General features: G+C 40.6%; 21 protein-coding genes. 15 read left to right on the top strand and 6 right to left on the bottom strand.

Annotated features, from left to right (window positions below):
* Window positions 1–9 precede the first annotated feature (9 nt).
* The 5 genes from F887_RS05575 (at window position 10) to F887_RS05595 (ending at window position 5,393) form a co-directional block, all read left to right on the top strand.
* On the top strand, window positions 10–1,200 hold the full coding sequence (locus F887_RS05575) for an HlyD family type I secretion periplasmic adaptor subunit (protein ID WP_005295670.1): 1,191 nt from the start codon (window positions 10–12) through the stop codon (window positions 1,198–1,200).
* A 189-nt stretch (window positions 1,201–1,389) separates the two neighbouring features.
* Window positions 1,390–3,081: a D-lactate dehydrogenase gene (gene dld / locus F887_RS05580; protein ID WP_005295668.1), complete on the top strand. Its 1,692-nt coding sequence runs from the start codon at window positions 1,390–1,392 to the stop codon at window positions 3,079–3,081.
* A gap of 150 nt (window positions 3,082–3,231) precedes the next feature.
* Complete coding sequence (locus F887_RS05585) at window positions 3,232–3,837, top strand: IMPACT family protein (RefSeq protein ID WP_005295666.1); 606 nt, start codon at window positions 3,232–3,234, stop codon at window positions 3,835–3,837.
* Window positions 3,830–4,444 carry an acyltransferase gene (locus F887_RS05590; RefSeq protein WP_005295665.1) on the top strand — a complete coding sequence of 205 codons (615 nt, stop codon included), beginning with the start codon at window positions 3,830–3,832 and terminating at the stop codon, window positions 4,442–4,444. Before F887_RS05585 ends, F887_RS05590 begins: the two co-directional genes overlap by 8 nt.
* A 106-nt stretch (window positions 4,445–4,550) precedes the next feature.
* Entirely contained in the window at window positions 4,551–5,393 is an 843-nt protein-coding gene (locus tag F887_RS05595; protein ID WP_005295664.1) for a universal stress protein, read from the top strand.
* A gap of 119 nt (window positions 5,394–5,512) precedes the next feature.
* On the opposite strand, the gene F887_RS05600 is transcribed toward F887_RS05595, so the two are convergent.
* The 6 genes from F887_RS05600 to F887_RS05625 form a co-directional block, all read right to left on the bottom strand.
* Window positions 5,513–6,181 (bottom strand): O-methyltransferase, encoded by a 669-nt coding sequence (locus tag F887_RS05600; protein WP_005145593.1) that lies wholly within the window; start codon window positions 6,179–6,181, stop codon window positions 5,513–5,515.
* 134 nt (window positions 6,182–6,315) lie between these two features.
* Entirely contained in the window at window positions 6,316–7,029 is a 714-nt protein-coding gene (locus tag F887_RS05605; protein ID WP_005295663.1) for a D-Ala-D-Ala carboxypeptidase family metallohydrolase, read from the bottom strand.
* A 123-nt stretch (window positions 7,030–7,152) separates the two neighbouring features.
* On the bottom strand, window positions 7,153–7,482 hold the full coding sequence (gene fdxA / locus F887_RS05610) for a ferredoxin FdxA (RefSeq protein ID WP_005145598.1): 330 nt from the start codon (window positions 7,480–7,482) through the stop codon (window positions 7,153–7,155).
* A 159-nt stretch (window positions 7,483–7,641) separates the two neighbouring features.
* Complete coding sequence (locus F887_RS18675; protein WP_005295661.1) at window positions 7,642–7,818, bottom strand: hypothetical protein; 177 nt, start codon at window positions 7,816–7,818, stop codon at window positions 7,642–7,644.
* Between the two features lie 133 nt (window positions 7,819–7,951).
* Window positions 7,952–10,609 carry a DNA mismatch repair protein MutS gene (gene mutS / locus F887_RS05620; RefSeq protein WP_005295659.1) on the bottom strand — a complete coding sequence of 886 codons (2,658 nt, stop codon included), beginning with the start codon at window positions 10,607–10,609 and terminating at the stop codon, window positions 7,952–7,954.
* 477 nt (window positions 10,610–11,086) lie between these two features.
* A complete protein-coding gene (locus F887_RS05625; RefSeq protein ID WP_005295658.1) occupies window positions 11,087–12,232 on the bottom strand; it encodes an acetyltransferase domain-containing protein in 1,146 nt (381 codons plus the stop codon).
* A gap of 354 nt (window positions 12,233–12,586) precedes the next feature.
* On the opposite strand from F887_RS05625, the gene F887_RS05630 reads away from it, so the two are divergent.
* The 10 genes from F887_RS05630 (at window position 12,587) to F887_RS05675 (ending at window position 25,370) form a co-directional block, all read left to right on the top strand.
* Window positions 12,587–12,814 carry a hypothetical protein gene (locus F887_RS05630; RefSeq protein WP_005295657.1) on the top strand — a complete coding sequence of 76 codons (228 nt, stop codon included), beginning with the start codon at window positions 12,587–12,589 and terminating at the stop codon, window positions 12,812–12,814.
* Between the two features lie 19 nt (window positions 12,815–12,833).
* Window positions 12,834–14,711, top strand: coding sequence for a potassium transporter Kup (locus F887_RS05635; protein WP_005295655.1), 1,878 nt, complete (start codon window positions 12,834–12,836; stop codon window positions 14,709–14,711).
* 415 nt (window positions 14,712–15,126) lie between these two features.
* Window positions 15,127–16,653, top strand: coding sequence for a TerC family protein (locus F887_RS05640; protein WP_005295653.1), 1,527 nt, complete (start codon window positions 15,127–15,129; stop codon window positions 16,651–16,653).
* Window positions 16,654–16,859: 206 nt separating this feature from the next.
* Entirely contained in the window at window positions 16,860–17,804 is a 945-nt protein-coding gene (locus tag F887_RS05645; protein ID WP_005295652.1) for a DUF4424 family protein, read from the top strand.
* Window positions 17,805–17,912: 108 nt separating this feature from the next.
* Window positions 17,913–18,824 (top strand): LysR family transcriptional regulator MumR, encoded by a 912-nt coding sequence (mumR, locus tag F887_RS05650; RefSeq protein ID WP_005295650.1) that lies wholly within the window; start codon window positions 17,913–17,915, stop codon window positions 18,822–18,824.
* 338 nt (window positions 18,825–19,162) lie between these two features.
* Entirely contained in the window at window positions 19,163–20,416 is a 1,254-nt protein-coding gene (locus F887_RS05655; RefSeq protein WP_155757585.1) for an NRAMP family divalent metal transporter, read from the top strand.
* A gap of 34 nt (window positions 20,417–20,450) precedes the next feature.
* Window positions 20,451–21,215 carry a LamB/YcsF family protein gene (locus F887_RS05660; RefSeq protein ID WP_005295647.1) on the top strand — a complete coding sequence of 255 codons (765 nt, stop codon included), beginning with the start codon at window positions 20,451–20,453 and terminating at the stop codon, window positions 21,213–21,215.
* Between the two features lie 2 nt (window positions 21,216–21,217).
* Window positions 21,218–22,033, top strand: coding sequence for a putative hydro-lyase (locus F887_RS05665; RefSeq protein ID WP_155757584.1), 816 nt, complete (start codon window positions 21,218–21,220; stop codon window positions 22,031–22,033).
* Between the two features lie 32 nt (window positions 22,034–22,065).
* Entirely contained in the window at window positions 22,066–23,649 is a 1,584-nt protein-coding gene (locus F887_RS05670) for a 5-oxoprolinase subunit B/C family protein (RefSeq protein WP_005295645.1), read from the top strand.
* Window positions 23,649–25,370 carry an acetyl/propionyl/methylcrotonyl-CoA carboxylase subunit alpha gene (locus F887_RS05675; RefSeq protein ID WP_032863159.1) on the top strand — a complete coding sequence of 574 codons (1,722 nt, stop codon included), beginning with the start codon at window positions 23,649–23,651 and terminating at the stop codon, window positions 25,368–25,370. Before F887_RS05670 ends, F887_RS05675 begins: the two co-directional genes overlap by 1 nt.
* Window positions 25,371–25,392 lie beyond the last annotated feature (22 nt).

The raw sequence follows: 25,392 nt of genomic DNA, 5'->3' as shown, positions 1-25,392 counted from the left end.
GGAAAATTTATGAGTGAACAACAACAAAACAGCAGCCGTTCAATGAATGTAACTTATAAGGAACCTAAGTTACCTCGTTCGACGCTCGTTGTTTGGATGATTGGGATTGGCTTATTTTCACTCTTAATCTGGGCGTGGCTATTTAATCTAGAAGAAGTTTCGACAGGTACGGGCAAAGTCATTCCATCTTCAAAAGAACAAATTATTCAATCGCTTGAAGGAGGAATTCTAACCAAGCTCGATGTGAACGAAGGAGATGTGGTTGAAAAAGGGCAAATCCTGGCACAGCTTGATCCAACGCGTCTTGCATCAAATGTGGGTGAATCGAAATCTTTACTGATTTCTGCGCAGGCAACCGCAGCGCGTTTACGCGCTGAAGTAAATGGCACAGCATTGAGTTTTCCAGAAGAAGTTCAAAAAAATCCTAAACTTGTTCAAGAAGAGACGGCACTGTATTTGTCTCGCCGTGCCAATTTAGACCAATCAATTGAAGGCTATGAACAAGCGTCTAAACTGGTACGCCAAGAACTTGCGATGACTGAGCCATTGGTCGCGAAAGGCGCAGCCAGTGAAGTTGAAGTATTACGTTTAAAGCGAGAAGCTAACGATTTAAACAATAAAATCAATGACACACGCAATCAATATTATGTAAAGGCCAGAGAGGAATTGTCTAAGGCCAATACCGATATCCAAACTCAGCAACAAGTGGTGAATGGTCGAAATGACAGCTTGTCACGTGCAGTGTTTAAAGCACCTGTACGTGGTGTGGTGAAAGAAATTGACGTTACCACATTGGGAGGTGTCATTCCTCAAAATGGCAAGCTCATGACGATTGTACCTTTGGAAGATAAATTGTTGATTGAAGCGCGTATTTCACCACGAGATATTGCATTTATCCATCCAGGGCAAGAAGCTTTAGTTAAAATTACAGCTTATGATTATTCTATTTATGGTGGTCTAAACGGAAAGGTCACGGTGATTTCACCAGATACCATTCGTGATGAGGTGAAGCAGGATCAATTCTATTATCGTGTATACATCCGTACCGATTCAGACCGTTTATATAACAAAGCAGGTAAAACTTTTAGCATTACCCCAGGTATGGTGGCAACCGTTGATATTCGTACGGGACAAAAAACCATTATGGATTACTTGTTGAAACCGTTTAATAAAGCCAAAGAAGCTTTACGCGAACGCTAATTTCTATGGATCAAAAACCTCGCTCAATGCGAGGTTTTTTTGCGCTCGATAAAGATGAATTTTGAAGTGAAGGCATTTCAAATAACAAGATTACACCATTCAAATATTGATCAGTTCTGATAAAGTAAATTGAATTAATAGAAAAGTAACGTAATTAGAACGGAATTGAAAAGATAAAAAGGGATGGTTATGCAAAATAATTGGATTATTGATGAACTTAAAGGTGTATTGAAAGCCTATCAGATTCTCACCACAGCAATCGCGAAGGCACCTTATTTAAAAGGGTTTAGGGTTGGAAAGGGTGAAGCCCTAGCAGTGATTATTCCTGACAGTTTATTAGAGCTCTGGAAAATATTGGAGTGTTGTGTCAAACATGATGTGATTATGATTTTACAGGCCGCGAATACGGGTGTCACAGGTGGTTCAACGCCAGATTCTAATCATTATGACCGTGATGTTTTAGTCATCAGTACACGAAAATTAAAAGGCTTACAGTTATTGGAACAAGCAACTCAAGTGATTGCGTTCCCTGGAACCACATTAACCGAATTGGAAAATGCGCTCAAACCTTATCAGCGTGAACCGCATTCAGTGATTGGCTCTTCATGTATTGGTGCGTCCGTAATCGGTGGTGTCTGTAATAATTCAGGTGGTTCTTTGATTCATCGTGGGCCTACTTATACTGAAAAATCTTTATTCGCCCAGATTGATGACACGGGCAAGCTCACTCTAGTCAATCATCTAGGCATTGATTTAGGTGAAACACCTGAAGAAATTTTTGGCAATTTAGAACAGCAAAAGTATGTTACGGGCCAAGCGGCTACATGGTCAGGACGAATCTGGGCAGACAATTATGCGGAAAGTTTGCGTGATACCACTTCTCCAACGCCCACCCGATTTAATGGTAATCCTGAATATTTACACGAGAGTGCAGGCTGTTCGGGTAAATTAGCGGTTTTTGCTGTTCGATTACCGACGTTTGAAGCTGCGAGGCAAACCAGCACCTATTTTATCGGAAGTCATGATGCGTCAGAACTGATTCAGCTACGCAAATATTTATTGCAACATTTGTCTGTACTTCCCAGCCAAGCTGAATATATGCATAGACAGAGCTTCGAACATACACAACGCTATGCCAAGCATATGTACAAGGCGATTGAGATCTGGGGAGCTGAAAAAATTCCGATGCTCTTGTCGTTGAAATCACGCGTAGATGCGCTTTTTAAACGCGTGCCGATACTGCCAAGCAATATGACAGATCGTTTGATTCAGTTGTTTAATCGTCTCACACCAACATGGGTTGAGCCGAGATTACAGGCATTTCAGCAAAAATATCAGCATCTACTGATGCTGAAAATCGATATGCAGCAAAATGAAGAGTTAAAGCATTTATTCATGGATTTTTTTCAGGGGAAAACAGAGCAATTTTTTCAATGTAATGAAAAAGAAGAGAAAAATGTTTTTCTGATCCGTTTTGCTGTGGGCGGCTGCATGGTTTATTACTGTGATCGTGCAGCAATTGATCCCAATGAACGCTTGGTCTCATTTGATGTTGCCTTCAGACGCAATGACCAGCAATGGTTGATCGAGTTGCCTGAGCATCTTCAGCAACAGGTGATTATGGAAATTAGTGCAGGTCACTTTTTTTGTTTTGTCTTGCATCAAGACTATCTGCTCAAAGAAGGTGTGAATGCTCAGCAGTTTAAGGATGAAGTACTGAGCTATTTGCAGCAACGCGGTGCCAAATATCCCGCTGAACATAATATCGGTCATCTTTATCAAGCGTCTCCTGAATATGCTACGCATTTAAAACAATTGGATCCAACCAATAGTTTTAATCCAGGGATAGGCAAAACCAGTAAATATAAGTATTGGCGTTAAGGCTTAACACAATCAGGCTGTTTTTAAAGCTGAGTGATATCTCGGATCAGCCTTCATCTCGTTATTTGCTGACCACCTCTTACAATGTGAGGTTTTTTATTTAGGTGGTAAAAAGCTATAATCTTGTTTTAAATTTTATATTTATGTTTTATGCCATTCACCATTGCCAGTTCAGTCACTTTTGAAGAAGACATTAAGAAAAGTCGTTTCCAAGCGATTGCGGCAGTTGTTGAAAATGAACAGCAAGTGAAGACCTTTTTAGAAGAAAGTAAAGATTTATCCACGACCCATCAATGTTGGGCATGGAAGATAGGTCATCATGTTCGTTTTAATGATGATGGCGAACCTTCGGGAACAGCAGGGCGGCCCATACTCGCCACCATTGAAGGTAATGATCTGACCAATATCATTGTATTGGTAAATCGTTGGTATGGCGGTATTAAATTGGGTACTGGCGGTTTAGTACGTGCCTATGGCGGATGTGCAGGACAATGTTTGCTTCTCGCTGAGAAAATTGAGCTGATTGAAAAAAAACAAATCCGCTTCAGCTGTTGGTTTAATGAATGGGCCATTATTCAATATGAATTAATGCAACAACAGATTGAGTACCAAGAAAATTATACTGAAACAGGTGTTGTTGTTGATGCACGTATTCAAGTCCATCAGATTGAGCCGTTAAAACTCAAACTTCAAGATGTCACGAGAGGCCGTGAGCAATTGCGATTGGTTGATGAGGAGCAAGATAAAAATGAGTGATCCTTTATTAAAATACCGAGAGCAACATAAGCAACGCTTGAACTATATGCCTTGGCTGTATTGGTCTTTGAAACCGAAACATCGGGAATGGGCTGAAGCATGGCAGGCAGAATATCAGGCTTATTTGATGGAAATGGAAACTGTTGAAATTGGTCTGAACTGCTTTATTTCACCTTTGGCTCATATTTTTGCAGAGCGTGGTCGCAAAATCAGTATTGGAGACAATACTTTTATCGCCGCAGATTGTACCTTGCATGGCCCCTTAGAGATTGGCAATGAAGTAGCGATTAATCATCATTGTATTTTAGATGGAGGACGTGCGGGGATTAAGCTACATGATCAGGTTCGGATAGCAGCCTATAGCCATTTGTATGCGTTTGATCATGGGATGGAAATGGATCGTCCAATCTATCAACAAGCTGTGACTTCCAAAGGCATTGAGATTGGCCGTGATGTTTGGCTTGGGGCACATGTGGGGATTAAGGATGGAATCAAGATTGGCGATCATGCAGTGGTGGGTATGAACAGTATGGTAACCAAGAATGTTGAGGATTATGCAGTTGTTGCAGGGAATCCTGCAAAATTAATTCGTTATCGAACTGAATAAAAAAGCGTATGAGATTCGATACATAAATTTAACCTACCATGCTTTCATCTATGTTAAGTTAAAAATAAGTAGAAGACCTAAGGTATATACCTAGAGAGAGGCGAAAATGAACCGTGTAATTGCATGTATTGATTCTTCACCCTGTATTGATGCTGTTGCAGAAGCTGCAGTGTGGGTTGCGAAACAAACGCAAAGAGAGTTGGTACTGTTGCAAATCTTGGACTATTACCCAGCTAGTTACCATTTAGGTGAAATCAGTGGCGTGATTGGCTTTGAAAGTAATGCCATGCTACTCAAAGAACTTGCGGAGTTGGAACAAAAACAAAGTGAGTTGGCACTCGATTATAGTAATAATTTACTTAAACACATTTCCGAACTGATCGAAAAGCAATACGGTTTAACCAGTACCAAGATTCAGGAAAAAGGTGATTTTCTTGAACAGAGTTTCAATATCCTCAATGAAAATGATGTTGTCATCATGGGACGGGTAGGAGAACGTGCTGCCGAAAAGAACAAGCCGATTGGAAGTAATGTTGAAAACTTTATTCGTGGTGCAAATTGTACGGTGATTACCGTTGGGGAACATTTCCAGCCACCGAAACGCTTTATTTTTGCGTATGAATATTCGCCAACCTGCCAGAAAATGCTGCAACGTATTGCGCAAAGTGATCTGTTGAAAAAACTGCAATGTCACTTACTGTATGTCGGTGATCATCCTGAGATGTTGACTGAGCCTGAGAAGTATCTGAAGGATGCCGGATTAGAAGTCGTTTCAGTGTATCGTTATGGTGATGTGGCCCAAAATATCCTTGAATATCAAAGAGAACATGATATCCAATTGATTGTATTGGGTGCATTTAGCCACAGTAAAATTCATCAATTTTTCTTGGGTAGTATCACTACAACTATTTTCCGGAATGCCAATGTTCCACTATTAGTTGCTAAGTGATTCATTTTATTCCATATAGTTATCCGCAATTCCTGTGGATAACTGTATGGAAAAGCACTGGAGATAAATATAATTTGTTGATATTGCACAACTAAATTAAATAGGTTGTTTTTTAATCTCTATTTTACGATCGCAATGGCAAAACCATCATGACCTTTTGAGCCTACGGTTTGCAAAGCTGTGCAAGAAAGTAGTTGAGGATGATCTTTCAACGCGGTGAATGCTTCGCGGATCCCTTCAATACTTGGCTTCTTGTTATTCTCATCCAAAATATCTCCTGCACGAATCACATTATCCAGTACGATAATAGTCCCTGAATGAGCAAGTTTTAAGCTTAATTCAAAATACTCACGGTAACTTTGTTTATCCGCATCAATGAAAATCAAATCAAAGGGCTCACTGCCTTCTGCGATCAACTGGTTCATGATATCTGCACCACGACCTTTTTTGAGCTCGATTGTGGTTGGCATATTGGCAAAATCAATATTTTCCTGCGCAATGATGACATGAGTATCACGGCCTTCAACGGTGAGTAGATAACCATCTTCAGGAAGGGCCTTGGCAAGCCAAATGGTACTGTAGGCTCCAAAAGTACCGAGTTCCAATACACGTTTGCATTGATTCATCTGAATCAACATTTGCAAAAACATGCCTTGATTTGGTGCAACAGCCAAATGATTAGAAAATCCCTGAGTATCAGTATTGTCTAATGCATGTTGAAGTCTTGGGTCTGTGGGAATTAAATGTGAATTGATATAGTCATCAATCTCGGTCCACATCTGTTGCATAATCAAGTTTACCTATGAATCTGTTAGCTGCATTTTAAACATTTATGCTCAGAGTGCAATTTGATTGGCGTATGAAACATCATCATGAAACAAAAAAGAGATCATTTAGATCTCTTTTTATTGTGATATCTGATTTAGAAATTACACATTGAACTGTTTCGAGTAAGGTCTGGCCCCCAAGTACGATAACCTTGGGTATCGATATGGATTTGACCTGAACTATATAAACCAATGCCTAAATCAAGACTTTGACCATGCTGAGCCCAGAATTGGCAGAGCTTGAATTTAGTTTGCTCAATAAAAGCATAATCTTGTGGCTGTGGGTATTCTGGCCCAATACGGAAATCGATTGCTGAGTTGAATAAATGTTTTGAAGAACCTGCACCGCCAGCACACTGGTTCAGTGGCAAATCACGATAGACCGAAGTGACTTCAAAATCCGTTAAGACTTTTGCTGCGACCAGATATTTAAAGGCACGTAAGGTTGGAAGGGCATTGCTCCATAACTCGCGGTTAGGCACCATATATTCTGAACGACCGCATTTTTGCCAGTCTCGTGCAGTACGGAGTAACTCAAAACTTGGAACAATATGAGCCACATTATTACGGTTTAGGAATTGCTCGTATTCTCGGACACGTGCGTAGTTATCGCCTTGATTGAGCCATTGGCGGTAAGAGGCTGGTTCAACTTTATTGGGAATCGGGCGTGTAAAAGTGACTTGTTCTTGTGGGATATAAATTCTTTTACCTTGGTTTTGATTTACTTTTGTTGTGGAGCTGGTACAACCCACCATCATCACAGGGATGATAAATAATGATAATAGACCCTGTAATTTATTTCGCATCATAAAAAGGCAGTTCAAATCTGTAGGCGTATTATTTTAATGCAAAATAGCGCATGAATAATGATGTAATTGCAAAGAAATGTGTGCTTCAGGTACAAAAAAGGCCAGTATTTCTGGCCTTTTCAGTTATTTTTCTAAATATTGTAGTTTGTCTGGTTTGCCATTCCAATCTTCACGGTCAGCCGGTTGTTCACCAATTTGCGTGATGTTATTGCCTGCCCATTTTTCTGACAATTCAGCATTGAGCTCAATAAAGACTTCTTGACCTTCTGGCAACTCATCTTCAGAGAAGATTGCATTTGCAGGACATTCAGGCTCACACAGCGCACAATCAATACATTCATCTGGATTGATTACAAGGAAGTTAGGACCTTCGTAGAAGCAGTCAACAGGACAAACTTCAACACAATCTTGATATTTACATTTAATACAATTTTCAGTGACAACGAAGGTCATGGCGGCAGCTACCTAAAAAATATGGTTTTCATCTTCAATGGTGTATTTTAGGCAAAAAAGACCGACATAAACAATTCCTTTTATTGATATTTATTATTCGTATCAATGAAATGGACTTATTTATATGACTTTTGTTGATAATAACTCTCAAAAACAGACTTAATGATTCGATTTATGTCTCTTTTTTAACCCGCCACCATCTTGCTTATTGACCGTTGCCCAAGCAATCCGCTCAGCTTCATCTTGAGAGTGACCTTGCTCTAATTCACTTTCTTCAATATGTTTTGCTTGTCTTTTCTGTTTTGCTGTATAAGCAGATTTATCGCCACGTGACATGATTATGTCCTCTATATATGCTTTTAATACAGGATTAGCATGCTCGGTAGGGGCAGTTAGTGAGTAATTGTTCGTTTTAAGACTGGCTATGTAAATAAGCTCTATCATGAGTGATAGAGCTTATTGAAGGATATCAGCTTTCAAGCGTTTGACTTGTCTTGAATAAAGCCTTTAATTGATAGAGTTGCTCCAGGGCTTGACGTGGTGTCAGGTCATCGACATCAATATTTTGTAACAACTCTAATGCTGGAGATTTTGCTTCAACCTCAATCACTTTCTCAATGATTTGTGTTTCGATCTCGTGCTCAACAGCACTAAACAAATCATTTTGCACGCTACTTTGCAAATGTTGATGCTGTTGCTTTTCCAGAATCTTCAGACGTTTTTGCGCTTCTTTAATCACATTGGCTGGAATACCCGCCAACTTCGCCACTTGTAAGCCATGACTTTGACTCGCGGGACCATGTTGAACTTTATGTAGCAAAATTAGATTGCCATTCAGTTCTTGCGCGGTGACATGATAGTTATCAATACCTGCTTCGCTACCCAGTTCTGTCAATTCAAAATAATGTGTTGCAAATAGACACAGACATTTTACGCGTTTGGTTAAATCAACCACACAAGCCCAAGCCAAAGAAAGACCATCATAAGTACTGGTGCCACGACCAACCTCATCCATCAACACTAATGACTGACTGGTTGCATGATGCAAAATTTGTGAAGTTTCAGTCATCTCGACCATAAAGGTTGATTTACCAGTCGATAAATCATCGGCAGAACCAATTCGGGTAAAGATACGGTCAATCGAACCCAGTTTTGCCGATTTAGCAGGTACGAAACTACCGCAATAGGCAAGTAGGCTAATCAACGCGGTTTGACGCATAAAGGTCGATTTACCACCCATGTTTGGCCCTGTGATGATTGCCATACGATGTTGTGTATCTAAAAAGGTATCATTTGGTGTAAATGGAGCTTTGTTTAAAGCTTCAACCACAGGATGTCGACCTGCCTGAATTTTGATACTGGTTTCAGGCGTATACTCAGGTCTAGCCCAATTATTCAGACGAGCTTGATGTGCGAAGTTTGCGAGCACATCAATATATGCAATTGCAGCGCTCATCATTTGCAAATGTGCGATGTTTTGACGTAATTCATCTAACAACGATTCAAACAACAGCTTTTCGCGGGCGAGGGCACGGGATTCACTGGAAAGAACTTTATCTTCAAAGCCTTTGAGTTCTGGCGTGATATATCGCTCAGCATTTTTGAGGGTTTGACGACGAATATAGTCAGCCGGTGCTTGTTCTGCCTGCGCACGAGTGAGTTCGATATAATAACCACTGACACGGTTGTAGCCGATTTTTAGGGTATTGATACCAGTACGTTCACGTTCTTTAATTTCTAAATCTATTAAGAATTGTCCTGCATGATCACGGATTTTCCGTAGCTCATCCAGTTCATCATCATAACCTTCTGCAATTACATTGCCATCACGTAATAATACAGGTGGACTTTCAACAATTGCTGCTATCAAATGCTGGTGCAAGCTTTTAAAGTCACCCAGTTCTTCATCTAATTGGGTTAACAGCTTGGATTGCTGTGTTTTTAAAACAGGTTCGAGTGCGTGACGCAAGAATGGAATCTGTGCACAGGCTTGACGCAGTTGGACCAAATCACGTGGCCGCGCACTACCTAAAGCAACCCGACTCAGCACACGTTCAATATCACCAATTTCTTTGAGTACTAGGCGTAATGGTGACTCATGATAGCCTTTTAATAATTGCTCAGTTGCATCGAGACGCGCATCTAAAACAGCAGTATCACGAATTGGCTGCATTAATGTACGGCTCAGTAAGCGTCCGCCCATTGCTGTTTGGCAATCATTAATCAATTGGAATAACGAGGTACCATGATCAAACAAGGGTTCAATAATCTCTAAATTGCGACGTGTGATTGGATCCAGTGCAATAAAATCGGTACTTTGTTCAATCTGAATGGAACGAATATGGGGTAATGCTGTTTTTTGGGTTTCTTTGGCATAGTGAATCAACGCTGCCGCCGCTGCTTTGGCGAGCGGGACAGGGTCTAATCCAAATCCTGATAAGGTTGATACAGCAAATTGATCACATAAAGTTTTTTGCGCATTGTTTAAATTAAAATCAACATTTGGACGCTTGGTAATTGGACAATCTAAATTTTTCTTAATTTGTTCAATAATATTCTTATCAATAAGATCTTCGTCAATCAGGATTTCGCTTGGCATTAAACGTGCCAACTCAATAGCAAGTTGTTCTGGTTTATAGTCTTGCTGTTGAACTTTAAAAATACCTGCACTCAAGTCGAGTAAAGCAAAACCAATTTGATTTTGTTGAATACAAAGTGCAACTAGATTTGACGATTGATAGCTACCGAGCAGTGCATCATCGGTTAACGTTCCTGGGGTTAGGATACGGACAACTTTACGCTCAACAGGACCTTTGCCTGTGACTTCACCCACTTGCTCACAGATCGCAACAGTACGTCCAGCTTTGACTAAACGTGCGAGATATCCTTCAGCTGCATGATAAGGTACACCAGCCATTGGAATCGGTTGGCCGCTGGCTTTGCCACGATGCGTGAGCGTAATGCCTAAAAGTTTGGCTGCTAAGTGAGCATCTTCAAAGAAAAGTTCATAAAAATCGCCCATACGATAGAACAGCAATGCATGTTGATAGTCTGTTTTGACTTTGAGATATTGCTGCATCATCGGCGTATGAGATGAAAGATCAGCCATGATTTCAGCGCTATTCATGTATGTTAAATCCTTAAATTTAAATAATAAATAAGTTTAATTCTAAAGTTCGGCTGTCTCACTAATGTAAACAGCCAATGCACAACTTCGACTTGAATGAAGTATACCTTTCTGTGTGCTTCTTTTCTGTCAAAATTGAGTCAACAGTGTATGAGAAATTGAATGATTTACTCAGTATGATCATCTTAACAAATTGAGAAAGATTCACAAAAAGGAATCCATGACGTATGAAGAAATAAACAACAAAAAGAAATTTGCTCAGTCAGCTTTTATAATAGAAAAGTTTTAGCGGATGAAAAATGGCTATGGATAGTCAGTGATGTAACACATGAATCTGAGGCTCTTAAGGTGGAGGAGTTCCAAACAGGACATATTCATTAATGTAAAAATTGCATTTTATTTTTTAATATTTCAGAAGCTTGGAAGTGCTTAGTTGTTCTAACCACTTCCAATCACATATTTTAAAAAGAGCGAAAATTAGAAATACTTAAGCAGAGTGATATGCTTATTTCTATGTTTAAATTCAGAAAATTTAACAATAACAGGATACAGTAATACACTGAGGACAATAGCAATCGCCCAAAGCGTTGAAACGCTTTCTACACCGTAATATTCGCCGTAATTTTTACCAAAAATATTGACAGCAATAAGGTATAAAACTTTTAAAACATATAAGTGGACGATATAAAAAAACATCGGCACAGAACCAAATACAATTAAAGGTTTAACCCAATGCTTACTTTCAACTTTTTGCAACAAAACTAATAGAATCAGTCCAACACCTACATTGAAAAGCGTGAATAGAAGTGAGGGTGGGTATTTAGTAAGATTCATAAAACTCATTGCAGTCTCAGTAAATGAAGGCATCACAATCCAAGCTTGATCGCCATAAAAATTCAAATACCGTAAAAGAACAAAGGTTGCGATGCTCGCTAGACCAAAGCTGAGTAAGATCTGGTTCTTCTGACGCATTGTTTTGGATTGATGAAATACTGTAGTACCAATGCAGTATCCTAATGTAATGATACCGATCCAGGGCAAAACAGGATAAGAAGTCCTAAAACGAATGACATCTCCAAATACAATCCAGCCTCTTTCATGGAGAATTAACCACAAGTTATGCAGAATTGGAACATTTTCAAATGAAAGATGATCGAGTAAGTTGTGCCCAAAAATGATCAGCAAGCTAATGAACCAAAGCAATTTTTTTGGTAACCCAATGAGAGCTGCTAGAGCGAGCATGCTAATACCAATTGCCCAGATGACTTGTAAATAAACAACGTCAGGTGGGAAGGTCCCGGTCCATGCAAAGTTAATGACAATTAGCTCGAGGAAAATTAAGAATAATCCCCGCTTTAAAAGGAATTCTCTTGTCATCGCTAGATTATTCTTTGCTTGATAAAGATAAGCGGATAGCCCTGTTAAAAGTACAAAAACAGGTGCACATAAGTGTGCCAATATTCGACTGAAGAAAAGAGATTCTTCAGTATCTGGGACAAGCATTGGATCAGGAACTTGATGATGAAGGTAAAAAGTTTCTCTAACGTGATCGACCATCATGATTAAGATAACCAAACCTCTAAGAGCATCAATTGCTTGTAAGCGTTGAGAAGATATAGACATAAATTAAATAAGAAATTAATGATATGTTATAATGTATCATATTGGGGTTTAAAATAATTTAACAAACAATAATTAGTTACGAGGGAGAAGAGGAGGTCGATATCGTTGAGGCGTTTTATATGGATGAGTTATAGCAAAAGTCATAGACTCATGTTTACGAGATTCCAAAGTGCTTATAGCGGCTAGCTTGGACTTTAAATTTTTTGTTTAACGTTGAGTAAGACCTAGCAATAAAAATAAGAATGTTAAACCCTATGGTTAGGTTCACTAGCATAAAAATTTACGCAAATTTTACGCGGCCAATTTTTTAAGTTTATTAAAATACACTATGCAATCGTTCTTGTGGGTAGGTTAATGGGTTTCTTTAATACGTCTAATCAAAGTAATCATTTTCATAACATGCTTCTTAATAAAAAAGACATATTGAATGGTTATAGCGTAGAAATGCTGGCTGAAAAGTACGTAGATGCGCCGAAAGAAATACAGCAGATTATTGTTCAGATTCTTAAAGAGAGAGGGTATTCTTCACAAGAAATAGAGCATATGCTTAAACAAGCGAATGAAAAAAGTTTTGTCCTATAAACGCTAAAGAAAACTAAATATGCAGAGTACTACAAAAAAAGCAGCATTGCCTGCCACAGCTTTGGCAGCCCTCGGGGTAGTGTTTGGAGATATTGGAACAAGCCCTCTATATGCATTAAAAGAATCCTTCCATGCCGCCCATGGTTTAGGCATTCAACCTGGGAATGTCTTAGGTATTTTGTCTATTATTTTTTGGTGTTTAATGCTGATTATAAGTATTAAATACATCGCTATCGTTATGCGTGCTGATAACAATGGCGAAGGCGGGATCATGGCATTATTAGCATTGAACCTACGTAAAGCGAAATTATCAGACACAAAAAAGATCTATCTCATCGCGATTGGTTTTATCGGGGCATCTTTATTTTTTGGAGATGGGATCATCACCCCGGCAATATCCGTTCTTTCTGCGGTTGAAGGCTTATCCATTGCGACCAATGTGCTTGACCCCTTTATTGTGCCGATCGCGATTGTGATCGTAACCACGCTATTCATCATGCAAAAACATGGTACAGCCTTTGTGGGTAAATTCTTTGGACCCATCACCTTAGTCTGGTTTTTGTCACTTGGGATTTTAGGCATTGCCAGTGTAATACAGACTCCTGTTGTCCTAGGCATGGTAAGTCCACATTGGGCAATACAGTTTATTTTGACTCATCCTGTACAGTCTTTCTTTATTATGGGTGCGGTGGTGTTAACGGTCACTGGTGGAGAAGCCCTCTATGCGGATATGGGACACTTTGGTCCACGTCCAATTCGTTTTGGATGGTTCAGTGTCGTGTTGCCTTGCTTGGTTTTAAACTATGCAGGCCAAGGTGCATTATTACTGCGTAACCCAACAGCGATTGAAAACCCATTCTATTTATTGGTGCCAAGTTGGGCGTTATACCCGATGATTATCTTGGCGACGATGGCGGCGGTGATTGCTTCACAAGCGGTTATTTCTGGAGTGTTCTCATTGGCACGCCAAGCCATTCAATTGGGTTATTTACCACGATTAGGGATTAAGCATACTTCTGATTCCGAAGAAGGGCAGATTTATGTGCCTTTTTTAAACTGGTTATTGTTGATTGCAATTTTAATTCTGATTTTAATTTTTCAAACCAGCTCAAACCTTGCCAGTGCCTATGGTCTAGCTGTGACATTGACCATGCTGTGCGATACGATTTTGGTCGCCGTCTTTATTTATTATGCTTGGAAATGGAGCCTACCAAAGGTATTTCTCCTTATTATTCCATTCTTCATTCTCGAGTCAGTTTTAGTTGCTGCTGCATCTTTGAAAATATTCGCAGGCGGTTGGGTGCCATTATTAATTGGTGCTGTTGCAATGATCATTCTAATGACTTGGAAGCGAGGTCGTGAACTTACTTTTGCCAAGCTTGAACATGACACCTTATCGCTCGATTTATTTTTAAGAAGTATTGGTGATAATGTGCATCGTGTACCCGGTGATGCAGTATTCCTCACAGGTACGCCGAATGTGGTCCCACATGCCATGTTGCACAATATCAAGCATAATAAAGTGCTACATGAGCGAAATATTCTGGTGACTGTGGTGATTGAGGATGTCCCGTTCGTTGCACAAGAGGAACGCATTGGTGTTGAAACTTTAGATAATCATTTTTATCGGATCAAAATTTTCTATGGCTTTAAAGACGAGCCGAATGTACCACGAGCATTGGCTCAAGCTTATGAGCAGCTAGAGTTTGAATATGATTTGATGCAGATTAGTTTCTTTATCTCGCGCGAACGTATCATGCATAGCGTGGGGGATGGGATGGCGCCTTGGCGAGAGCATCTATTTATTTCAATGCAACGTAATACCAGCCCTGTCAGCGATTTCTACCAAATTCCTACCAATCGAGTGGTGGAGTTGGGTAGTCAGATTGAAATTTAAAAAAATTACATGCTAAGTTTTATCTGAAGTGGCGGTAAAAGCCTCCACTTCAGATTTGTTGTAGAAACATTGGATCATAAGTCCTGTATCGAGGCTGTTTAATTTTTTAATAAATGACCTGAACTGGTTTGTTAAAGACCCATTATTGTTTTTTTAGTTGCGTTTAATGTGTAACAAATTATTCAAAAATTAATTAAATTACAAACTTAAAATCTATATATCATATTGATATTTAATTTATTTTTATTATTTTGTTCAACTTGTATATGATTCTTAAAAAATTAAACCCAAATCTTAAAGATTAGGCATAATCGGAGCAACTATTGTAAAAAAGGTCTATATACATGGATCCCTCGTCGGGTAAAAAACTAAAGTACAATTTCATAACTCCTTGTTTTTGTAAAAGGAGTAAATAATGGAATTTTTATTAGATCCAGGGATTTGGGTAGGTTTGCTTACTCTGATCGTTTTAGAGATTGTTTTAGGAATTGATAATCTCGTCTTTATTGCCATTTTGGCAGACAAACTTCCTCCTTCACAACGTGATAAAGCCAGAGTCATTGGTTTATCTCTCGCATTGATTATGCGCTTGGGCTTGTTGTTCGCTATTTCTTGGTTAGTGACATTAACGAAGCCGCTTATTTTCATCTTTGACTGGTCTTTTTCTGGTCGTGATCTCATTCTTTTATTTGGTGGTTTATTTTTACTGTATAAAGCCGTCAGTGAATTGCATGAGCGGATGGAAGGCAAAGCTGAAGTCAAAATTACCACCAATGTTGTGTATGCAAGCTTTACTGCAGTCGTAGCACAAATTGTGGTGCTGGATGCAGTCTTCTCATTAGACTCGGTGATTACTGCCATTGGTATGGTGGATAATATCTACGTCATGATGGTGGCGATGGTGGTGGCCATGCTGGTGATGCTGCTTGCTTCTAAACCATTAACTGAGTTTGTCAATCGCCATCCAACCGTCATTATTCTTTGCTTAAGCTTCTTACTGTTAATTGGTATTAGTTTGATCGCAGAAGGTTTTGGTTTCCATATTCCTAAAGGTTATATCTATTCGGGTATTGGTGTCGCGATTGTGATTGAAGCGTTCAATCAATTCACGCAGCGAAATAGATCCAAACATGAGTCGAAAATCCCGTTACGTAATCGAACTGCGGATACGATTTTAAAACTGATGGGGGGTAAGACAGAAACCACTGCGACCAATCCGCTGCAACATTTGGAAGCGCAAGATACCTTTGATGATCAAGAACGTTACATGATTGGTGGCGTATTAATGCTGGCAGAACGATCTGTGGCATCAATTATGACACCACGCAGTCAAATTTCTTGGATTAACATTGATGAAACGCCAGAGAAAATACGAGAGCAGGTTTTATCCGTACCCCATAGTTTATTTCCCGTATGTCGAGGTAGCTTAGATAAGGTTCTAAGTGTCGTTCGTGCCAAGGAAATTTTGGATGTACTGGATGATGAAACGCAATTAAAATCTTTGATCAAAGCACAGCGCCCGATTTTTATTTTCGAAAAAATGAAAGTGATTGATGTGATCAATACACTGCGCACATCGAAAGGCTCATTGGTGTTAGTCAATGATGAGTTTGGAAATGTACAGGGTGTAATTTCGCCTTTAGATGTTTTTGAAGCGATTGCTGGTGAATTCCCAGATGCAGATGAACAGCTCGAATTGATTCAAGTGGATGAAAGCACTTGGAAAGCTTCAGGTACTTTAGATTTGTATCAACTTGAGTTACAGCTGGGCGTTGATTTAGTCGATGAAGAGACGGGTTATATTACGGTGTCTGGACTTATTCTGGATAAGAGTAATGGTTTAGTGCAGGTTGGCTCAATGCTGGATTATCAAGACTTACAGTTTGAAGTGGTCGAGATGGAGAGCAATCGCATTAAAACCGTCATGATTCGCTTAAAGTAAATCATCTTGCTCAAAGCAGAGTTCATAATTTGATAAAGTTGTGGACTTGAATGCCAAGAAGCTGAGCCAAAGGAGTAGTTTGTAATCGACAAGCTGCTCCTTTTTAAATGCGGAATAAATAAAAAAAAGTGAACATCTGAGGCCTTGAACAGCTATGATTGCTGATAAATCCTGATAATCACAGTTATAAATTGGACGCTTAAAAAATGAAGAATATCCTCTTGGCATTTTCTTTTTTGATTCAAATACCGAGCTATAGTCTAGCCAATGATTCAACGGGTTATGTCGGCACAGGTGGGGTGGCATATCTCAAAAATTCGCAGATCGCGATGCAAAGTGAAGACTTATTTATTAGCAAAAAGCTGATTAAAGTGGATTACCTCTATAAAAACTTAAGCACTAAAGATGTGACTGAAACCATTTTATTTCCATTACCACGTATTGATAACTTCTTTGAGGCTGATTTTGCCCATACGGAACAGCTTTTAAACAGTTTTAAGATCAACGTCGACGGTAAAAATATAAAACCCGAAATGCATGTCCGCACCTTTATCCAGAAAGATGAAAAGTCTCCGCTGATTGATGCAACAGATGTGTTCAAACAATGTGGTTTTACTGAAACAGAAATGCTCAATCCTTGGGTTCGTAACAATGATAACTCTGCTTATTATGTCAATAAATTAAGGCAATGTAAGCAGCCAAAAATGCAGAAAATCTTGGCGGATTTTAAACAAGATGATGAGATTCCTTGGTCAGCTCAAGTCGTCTACAGTTGGAAGCAAACCTTTAAGGCCAATGGTCTAACCAAAATTCAGCATCAATACCGACCTTTGGTGGGTGGCTCTGTTGCGCTATATCCTGATGAATACAATCAGAACTTTTGTATGGACACTCAATTTAAACAGGGCTTAAAAAAAGCCAGAGCTGAACATTCGCCTTTTAATGCCTTGAGCTATATCCTGACCACAGGTGCGAATTGGGCTAAACCGATTGAGAACTTTAAGTTGACCATTGAGCGTGATAAAAATGAGCTGGTTTCATTTTGTTGGAATGGCAAAGTCGAAAAAATTAGCCCAACTCAATTTCAAATGACCAAGCGTAACTTTGTTCCCAAACAGGATCTAGACATCATCTTTGTAAGGGTGAAATAAACCACTCTGAAAATAAGCCTCAAGAAAAATCAATAAAAAGATAGCTTAATCAGGCTTGTCCCTTTCATACTATATGCGTTGAGAGGGACGTGTAACTCAGGATTGAACGTGAATTTAAAGAATCTGGAAGCATTTTATTGGGTTGTGACGCTAAATAGTTTTAACAAGGCTGCAGCAAAATTACAAACCACCCAGCCTGCGGTATCGCAAAAAATCACTGCTCTTGAAAATGACTTAGGATTTAAAGTCTTAGATCGAAGCTTTCGTCAGCTCAAACCGACGCATAAGGGCATGACTTTATTTAAATATGCTGAAAAGTTGATGCGCTTGGAAACTGAACTCATTGCGGAATTAACAGACAATCAGCATCTTACAGGCACAATTCGCTTGGGTGTTTCAGAAACGATTGTCTATACATGGCTAGTGGAATATATCGAAAAGGTACAGCAAGAATATCCAAAAGTTTCAGTCGAAATTGTGGTCGATCTAACACCTAACTTACAGGAAGGTGTCCGAACAGGCGATCTGGACATGGCTTTTTTACTTGGACCCACACTGGCTTTTGAGTGTATTGAACAGGCACTCTGTGATTTTGAACTCAGCTTCTTGGCTTCGCCTTCATTCAAAGGTGGTGTTGGGCAAATGTCATTTAAAACGTTGATGTCACACACGATTTTAACCTATCCAAAAATTACCTACCCCTATAAAGAGCTCAAGGCAAAAATGAAGGAACAGGGGTTAGATGAGCCGCTTTCCATAACCAGTTATTCTTTAGCCACACTGTTACGTTTGGCTGAGCAAGGTTTAGGTATTGCTGTGGTACCGACCTTAACCGCTTTAAAAGAAATCACCGATGGTAGACTGGAAATATTAAACACCCCCATTCAGTTAAAGACTTTTCATTTTACTTCGATTTACATTCAAGGCAACGATTCAGCTTTAAAAGAAAAATTAACTGATGTTGCCGTGATGGTGTCCGAAAGTGCGATGCAACGACTGAATGGACAAATCAAAAAATAGAGGCTTATTTGCTTACTTCCCAGTATATTTCTCTGCTGCAGAAAAGGTTGTTTATTGGAGAAGCAATAAAAGCAGCTTATGGAACGTGATAAGTAAAATTTATATTGAAAAGTTTTAAAAATAAAAATTAAATAAATTCATGGTCTTAATTTTATTTGTTTCTATAGGAAGTCGTATTGTTCAGCAGGCTCGCTTATGTTTTCATTTTAAATAGAAGATTTGATGACCCTGCACTTTGTGGGAGAACAGGGAATCTTTGTTATTTAAAGGGATTGAAAAAGATCATTTGTAGAAATGGTGTTTCTGGATCAAGTTAAAAATAGCGTTATGAAGCTCAAATGGATGAGGAACGCATTAATATGTCTTTACTGAAATCTTCTTTTCTATCAGATCGCCAATGGGCCATTGTTGCTTCGATCTTTATGATGGCAACCTCGGCAATGGGACCAGGATTTTTAACCCAAACGGCTGTATTTACGGTGAAGTTAGGTGCTGCATTTGGCTTTGCCATTTTAGTTTCCATTTTGATTGATTATGTGGTGCAGCAAAATATTTGGCGTGTGGTGACCCTCACGCAAATGCGTGCATCTGATATTGCCAATAAGGCTTTACCAGGCAGTGGTTATTTACTGGCATTTCTGGTAATTTTAGGCGGCTTTTTCTTTAGCATTGGGAATATTGCAGGCGCGGCTTTAGGTCTTAATGCACTATTTGGTCTGGATACCAAATGGGGGGGAATTCTGAGTGGTGCCTTGGCGATTTTGATTTTCGCTTCAAGAAAGGCAACGCTTGCGATGGATAAAAGCATGATCGTGTTGGGATTGCTGAAAATCATCCTGATTATCATCGTGGCGGTGATTGTGATGCCTCCTGTTGGGCAAGCAGTACAACAAACCTTTGCACCAGACCAAATTGATTTTGCCATTATTACCACGATTGTCGGTGGTACGGTGGGTGGTTATATCTGCTATGCGGGTGCGCACCGCCTACTCGATAAAGGTGCCGTTGGCCCCGAAAATATTGATGAAGTCGCGAAAGCTGCGACCAAGGGCATTGTCGTGGTTGGCATCATGCGTTATGTGCTGTTTCTAGCATTCCTAGGCGTGGTGGTCAGTGGTGCAAGCATTGATCTCGCCAGTCATAATGCTAATCCAGCAGCTCAAGCATTCCAATATGCAGCAGGTACATTTGGTTATAAATTATTTGGTTTAATTTTCTGGGCAGCGGGGATCAGTAGCACCATTGGTGCAGCCTATACGTCGGTTTCATTCTTTACTGCATTTAAAAAGAATTTAACGCCAAAGCAAAGTAATTACATCACCATCACCTTCATTGCATTAGCCTTATTACTCTATGTGGTATTGGGTGCGACTCCAGCAGGTTTGTTAATTTTCGTGGGTGGCTTTAATGGTTTGGTGCTCCCGATCGGACTTACCATTTTTGTCTATGTTGCAGCTTGCCGTAGAGACTTGATGGGCAATTATAACTATCCAAAATGGTTAATTCTTCTAGGTGGATTAACCTGTTTGTTGACGTGGTGGATGGGCTATATGTCGTTTACAACCGTGTTTAACTATTTGACCAAGCTGTAAGCCAGACGACGTGAAGAGATAAAGGAATAATGCCATGTTTGTAGATTTAAATAGTGATTTGGGTGAAAGCTTTGGTTCATGGAAAATGGGTAATGATGACCAGATTTTACCTGTGGTGAGCAGTGCCAATATTGCTTGTGGCTTCCATGCTGGCGACCCGCTCGGCATTTTAAAAACGGTCCGTAAAGCAGTTGAGCTGGGTGTGACCATTGGTGCGCATGTATCTTATCCTGACCTTGTTGGTTTTGGTCGCCGTAATATGGATGTGTCACGTGACGAACTGATTGCCGATGTGCTTTACCAAATTTCGGCACTGGATGGTTTGGCGAAAGTGGCAGGCTCAAAAGTGCAATATGTTAAACCACATGGCGCGCTCTACAACACCATTGCCCATGATCAAGCTCAGGCAGCTGCTGTGATTGATGCGATTAAAATGTATAACCCTGAACTGGTTTTAGTGGCTTTGGCTGGTTCAAATTTAGTAGAGCAGGCTCGTGCAGCTGGTTTGAAGGTTGTATCAGAAGCATTTGCAGACCGTGCTTATAACAGCGATGGCTCACTGGTCTCTCGTCGTTTAGAAGGTGCGGTTTTACACGACTCGGCATTTGTGGCGAGCCGTGTGGTTTCAATGCTTAAAAATGGTGGGGTCGAGTCAATTGACGGTGTATTTACCCCAATTCAAGCCGACACCATTTGCTTACATGGCGACACCGATGGTGCGCTTGAGATGTCGGCAGCGATTAAAGCCGAACTGCTAAAAAATAATATTGAAATCCGCCCGTTTGTAAACAAAGCATAAGGATGAGCACAATGTATAAGGAGATTAAAGTCGATCCAGCTCAGCTTGAAGCTGCGTTAGATGCGCGCTTAAAAATCCGTGCAGGTTTTGATAAACCGACAGCAGGCATGGCGGCTGGTATGACGCAGGTCAACATGATTTCGGTGCCAAAAGAGTGGGCATATGACTTTTTACTCTATGCCCACCGCAACCCGCAAAGCTGTCCAGTACTTGATGTGCTTGAAGAAGGCATTTATGCAACTCAGCTTGCAGCAGACTCAGACATTCGAACTGACTTCCCACGCTATCGCATTTGGAAAGATGGCGAAATAGTCGATGAGGTGACTGATGCGAGCGAGATTTATAATGCCCATCCTGATTTGGTGACTTTCTTGATTGGTTGCAGTTTTTCATTTGAAACGGCTTTGCAAGAAGCGGGGATTGAAGTTCGCCATATTCATGATGACACCAATGTGCCGATGTATTTGAGCAACATAAAGTGTGAACCAGCAGGGCGTATTTCAGGAAACATGGTGGTTTCCATGCGACCCATTCCATCGCATCAAATTAGCGAAGCGGTAAAAATTACTTCACGTATGCCAAGCGTGCATGGCGCACCTGTACATATTGGTCACCCTGAAAGCTTAGGAATTTTGAATGTAAATAAGCCAGACTTTGGTGATGCTTCCCGCATTGAAGCGGGCGAAATTCCTGTGTTTTGGGCATGTGGGGTAACACCGCAAGCAGCTGTCATGAACTCGAAAATTCCTTTTGCGATTAGCCATGCGCCGGGTCACATGTTTATTACCGACATTCCTGACCGTGCTTGGATGGGCTAATTGGAATAAAGAGCAATTAAAAGGATAAGCAAATGCGTTTTTTATCGGTAAACGCCGATTGTTTCCTGATTGAGCTTGCGAGCCTCGAAGAAACTTTGGCGTTGTACAATAAATTGCAAAATACGCAATTGAATGGAATTAAAGACTTAGTCCCTGCTGCAAAAACAATTTTGGTTTTCTTTAACGAGATCGAAACCAATTTTAAAACGCTGGTTACTTCAATTCTGAGCCTCAAAATTGATTCAGGATTTGAGCGTAGTGGCCAAGAAGTGATTGTGCCGATTCGTTACGATGGTGAAGACCTTGCTCAGGTTGCCGAGCTACAAGGGTTGTCTGTTGCCGATGTGATTAGAAAACATTATGAAAGCGTGTGGAATGTGGCTTTTATTGGTTTTGCGCCGGGCTTTGCATATATGAGTAGTCCCGACAGACCTTTTACCGATATTCCACGCTTAACAGTTCCACGTAAAAAAATACCGTCAGGATCTTTGGGCTTGGCTGGAAAATACTCTGGTATTTACCCAAAAGAAAGTCCTGGTGGTTGGCAACTGATTGGGTCAACATCAGAAAAAATGTGGGATTTAGAGCGTAAAAATCCTGCATTGCTGTTACCGGGTATGACAGTACATTTTGAAGATGTCACGCATCGTCCGACAACTGTGAGTGTAGCGCAGCAAATCACGCGTACGGTTGAACCGAAACAATCTGTGCCATTGTTTACGATCACTGCGCCAAGTCTACAAATGCTGATTCAAGATGAAGGGCGCCTAAACCAGACCAATATTGGTGTTGGGGTTGCCGGTGCAATGGATTTATCTGCCATGCATAGTGCTAACCGTGTTGTAGGTAACCCAACTGATACCCCCGTCATAGAAGTTTTAAATGGTGGCTTAAAAGCTAAAATGCAGCATGCAGGTGTTATTGCGGTAGCTGGAGCGATCTCAAACATTCATGTGAAATTTGCCGATGGTCAAACCGCCGACTTTGCAAGCTATCAACCGATTGATCTAGATAATGGTGATGAGTTTCAAATTCAGCCGCCAACAGCAGGTTTAAGAAACTATCTGGCAGTTCGCGGTGGTATAGACGTTGAACCCGTATTGAATAGTGCTTCGTTTGACAGCTTGGCGATATTAGGGCCAGAACCTTTAAAGCTTGGTGATACCATTTATCAAGGACAAGTGAAGGCAGTTAACATTAGTGTAAATGAAGTGGGAAAAAGCGATTTGCCAAAAGCTGGCGAGTTGATCGAGTTAGATATTGTAATGGGGCCACGTACAGACTGGTTCGAACAAGACAGTGTTGAGCTGCTCTGTCAGCAAGAATGGCTGGTGACCAATGAAAGTAACCGAGTTGGGCTAAGACTTTCGGGTACACAGTCTTTGACTCACAAAATTACCCATGAACTGGAAAGTGAAGGCACATGCATTGGTGCTTTGCAGATTCCACCGAGTGGGCAGCCAGTTTTGTTTATGAATGATCACCCTTTAACGGGCGGATATCCAGTCATTGCTTCTGTTGCTAAGCACCATTGGGACTTGGTGGCACAGATTCCAGCAGGTTGCCGCATCAAATTTAAAAAAATTGCCGAATTTACAGATTTTGAGAATAAATGATGAATACAGAAAAATTACTGATTGCGAATCGTGGTGAAATTGCCGTTCGTATTATCCATGCTTGCCGTGATATGGGAATTGCATCGGTCGCGTTATATGCAGATGACGACATTGGCAGCATGCATGTCGAACTTGCAGATGAAGCATGGGGTTTGGCTGGTGCAACTGCCAGTGAAACCTATTTAAATATTACTGCCATTATTGAAATTGCAAAAAAATCCAAAGCAACGATGGTGCATCCGGGTTATGGCTTTTTATCTGAACGTGCCGAATTTGCCCAAGCAGTCATTGATGCCGGCTTAAAATGGGTGGGGCCATCCCCAAGCGCTATAGAAAAACTGGGTGATAAAATTGAAGCGCGTAAAATTGCCGCTTCGGTTGGGGCGCCATTGGTTCAGGGGACTCAAGACCCACTCAAGGATGCTGAGGAAGCTTTGGGTTTTGCCAAAAAATTTGGCTTGCCGATTGCCATTAAAGCTGCGTTTGGTGGTGGTGGCCGAGGTTTAAAAGTGGCTTGGAAACTCGAAGAAGTCAAGGAGCTTTATGATTCGGCGGTACGTGAGGCGAAAGCTGCTTTTGGTCGTGGTGAATGTTTTGTCGAGCAATACCTCGATCAACCTCGTCATGTCGAAGCGCAAGTGATTGCCGATCAACATGGCAATATTGTGGTACTGGGCACACGTGATTGTTCATTGCAACGCCGTAACCAGAAGTTAGTCGAAGAAGCACCAGCGCCATTTATTAGCGATGAGACTTACCAACACATCTTAAGCTCGGCAAAAAACATTTGTCAGGCCGCAAACTATGTGGGTGCAGGAACAGTTGAATATTTACTCAGTCGAGATGGCAAGCTGTCATTTCTAGAAGTAAATACCCGTTTGCAGGTTGAGCATCCCGTGACCGAAGAAACAACAAAAGTTGATTTGGTGGTAGAACAAATCCGTGTTGCACAGGGGCATGAGCTTTCGATTAAAGAGACACCTAGAGTTCAAGGTCATGCGATTGAGTTTCGTATTAATGCTGAAGACCCAGCCCGTGGTTTTATTCCTGCATTTGGTGTATTGAGTTTATTCGAAGCGCCGTTTGGTCATGGTGTACGAGTGGACACAGGTGTTCGCACTGGTTCATTGGTATCCAGTCATTTTGACTCGCTTATGGCAAAGCTGATCGTGACGGGTCCAACTCGTGAAGTTGCAATAGCCCGAGCTAAACGTGCTTTGCAGCAATTTAAAATTGAAGGTGTGGCATCAGTTCTAGACTTTCACCGTGCGGTTTTAAATGAGCCTGATTTTAGCAATGAGTTTAAAGTACATACTCGTTGGATCGAAAATGACTTTAAACAAGAGTTAAAGCCGACCAAACGTGGTATTCCAAGCCATCAACAGCCGATGTTGCTGAGCTACATTGAAATTGATGGGAAATTACATCGTTTAGGTTTACCAGCAGGTATGTTTGCACAAGGTTCTGTAACAACGGTCACTCCAGCAGAATCTACCGAACCAGAAATAAGAACTGAGCATTTACTTGCACCCATTAATGGTGTGATGAGCGCTTGGAAAGTTGCACAGGGTGAACAGGTCACAGAAGGACAAGTGGTTGCCATTATGGAAGCCATGAAAATGGAGGTGCCTGTGTTGGCACATCGCAGTGGCATGATACAAATCGAGGCAGAACAGGGCGGTACTTATCAAGCGGAATCAATTATTGGGGTGATTGAGTGATACTTGAAATGTCTTTCTATTC

This window comes from Acinetobacter sp. NIPH 2100, from assembly GCF_000369805.1.
GTDB lineage: Bacteria > Pseudomonadota > Gammaproteobacteria > Pseudomonadales > Moraxellaceae > Acinetobacter.
Note: the sequence above shows the minus strand (reverse complement) of the source record. Positions and strands in the feature narration are given on the sequence as shown.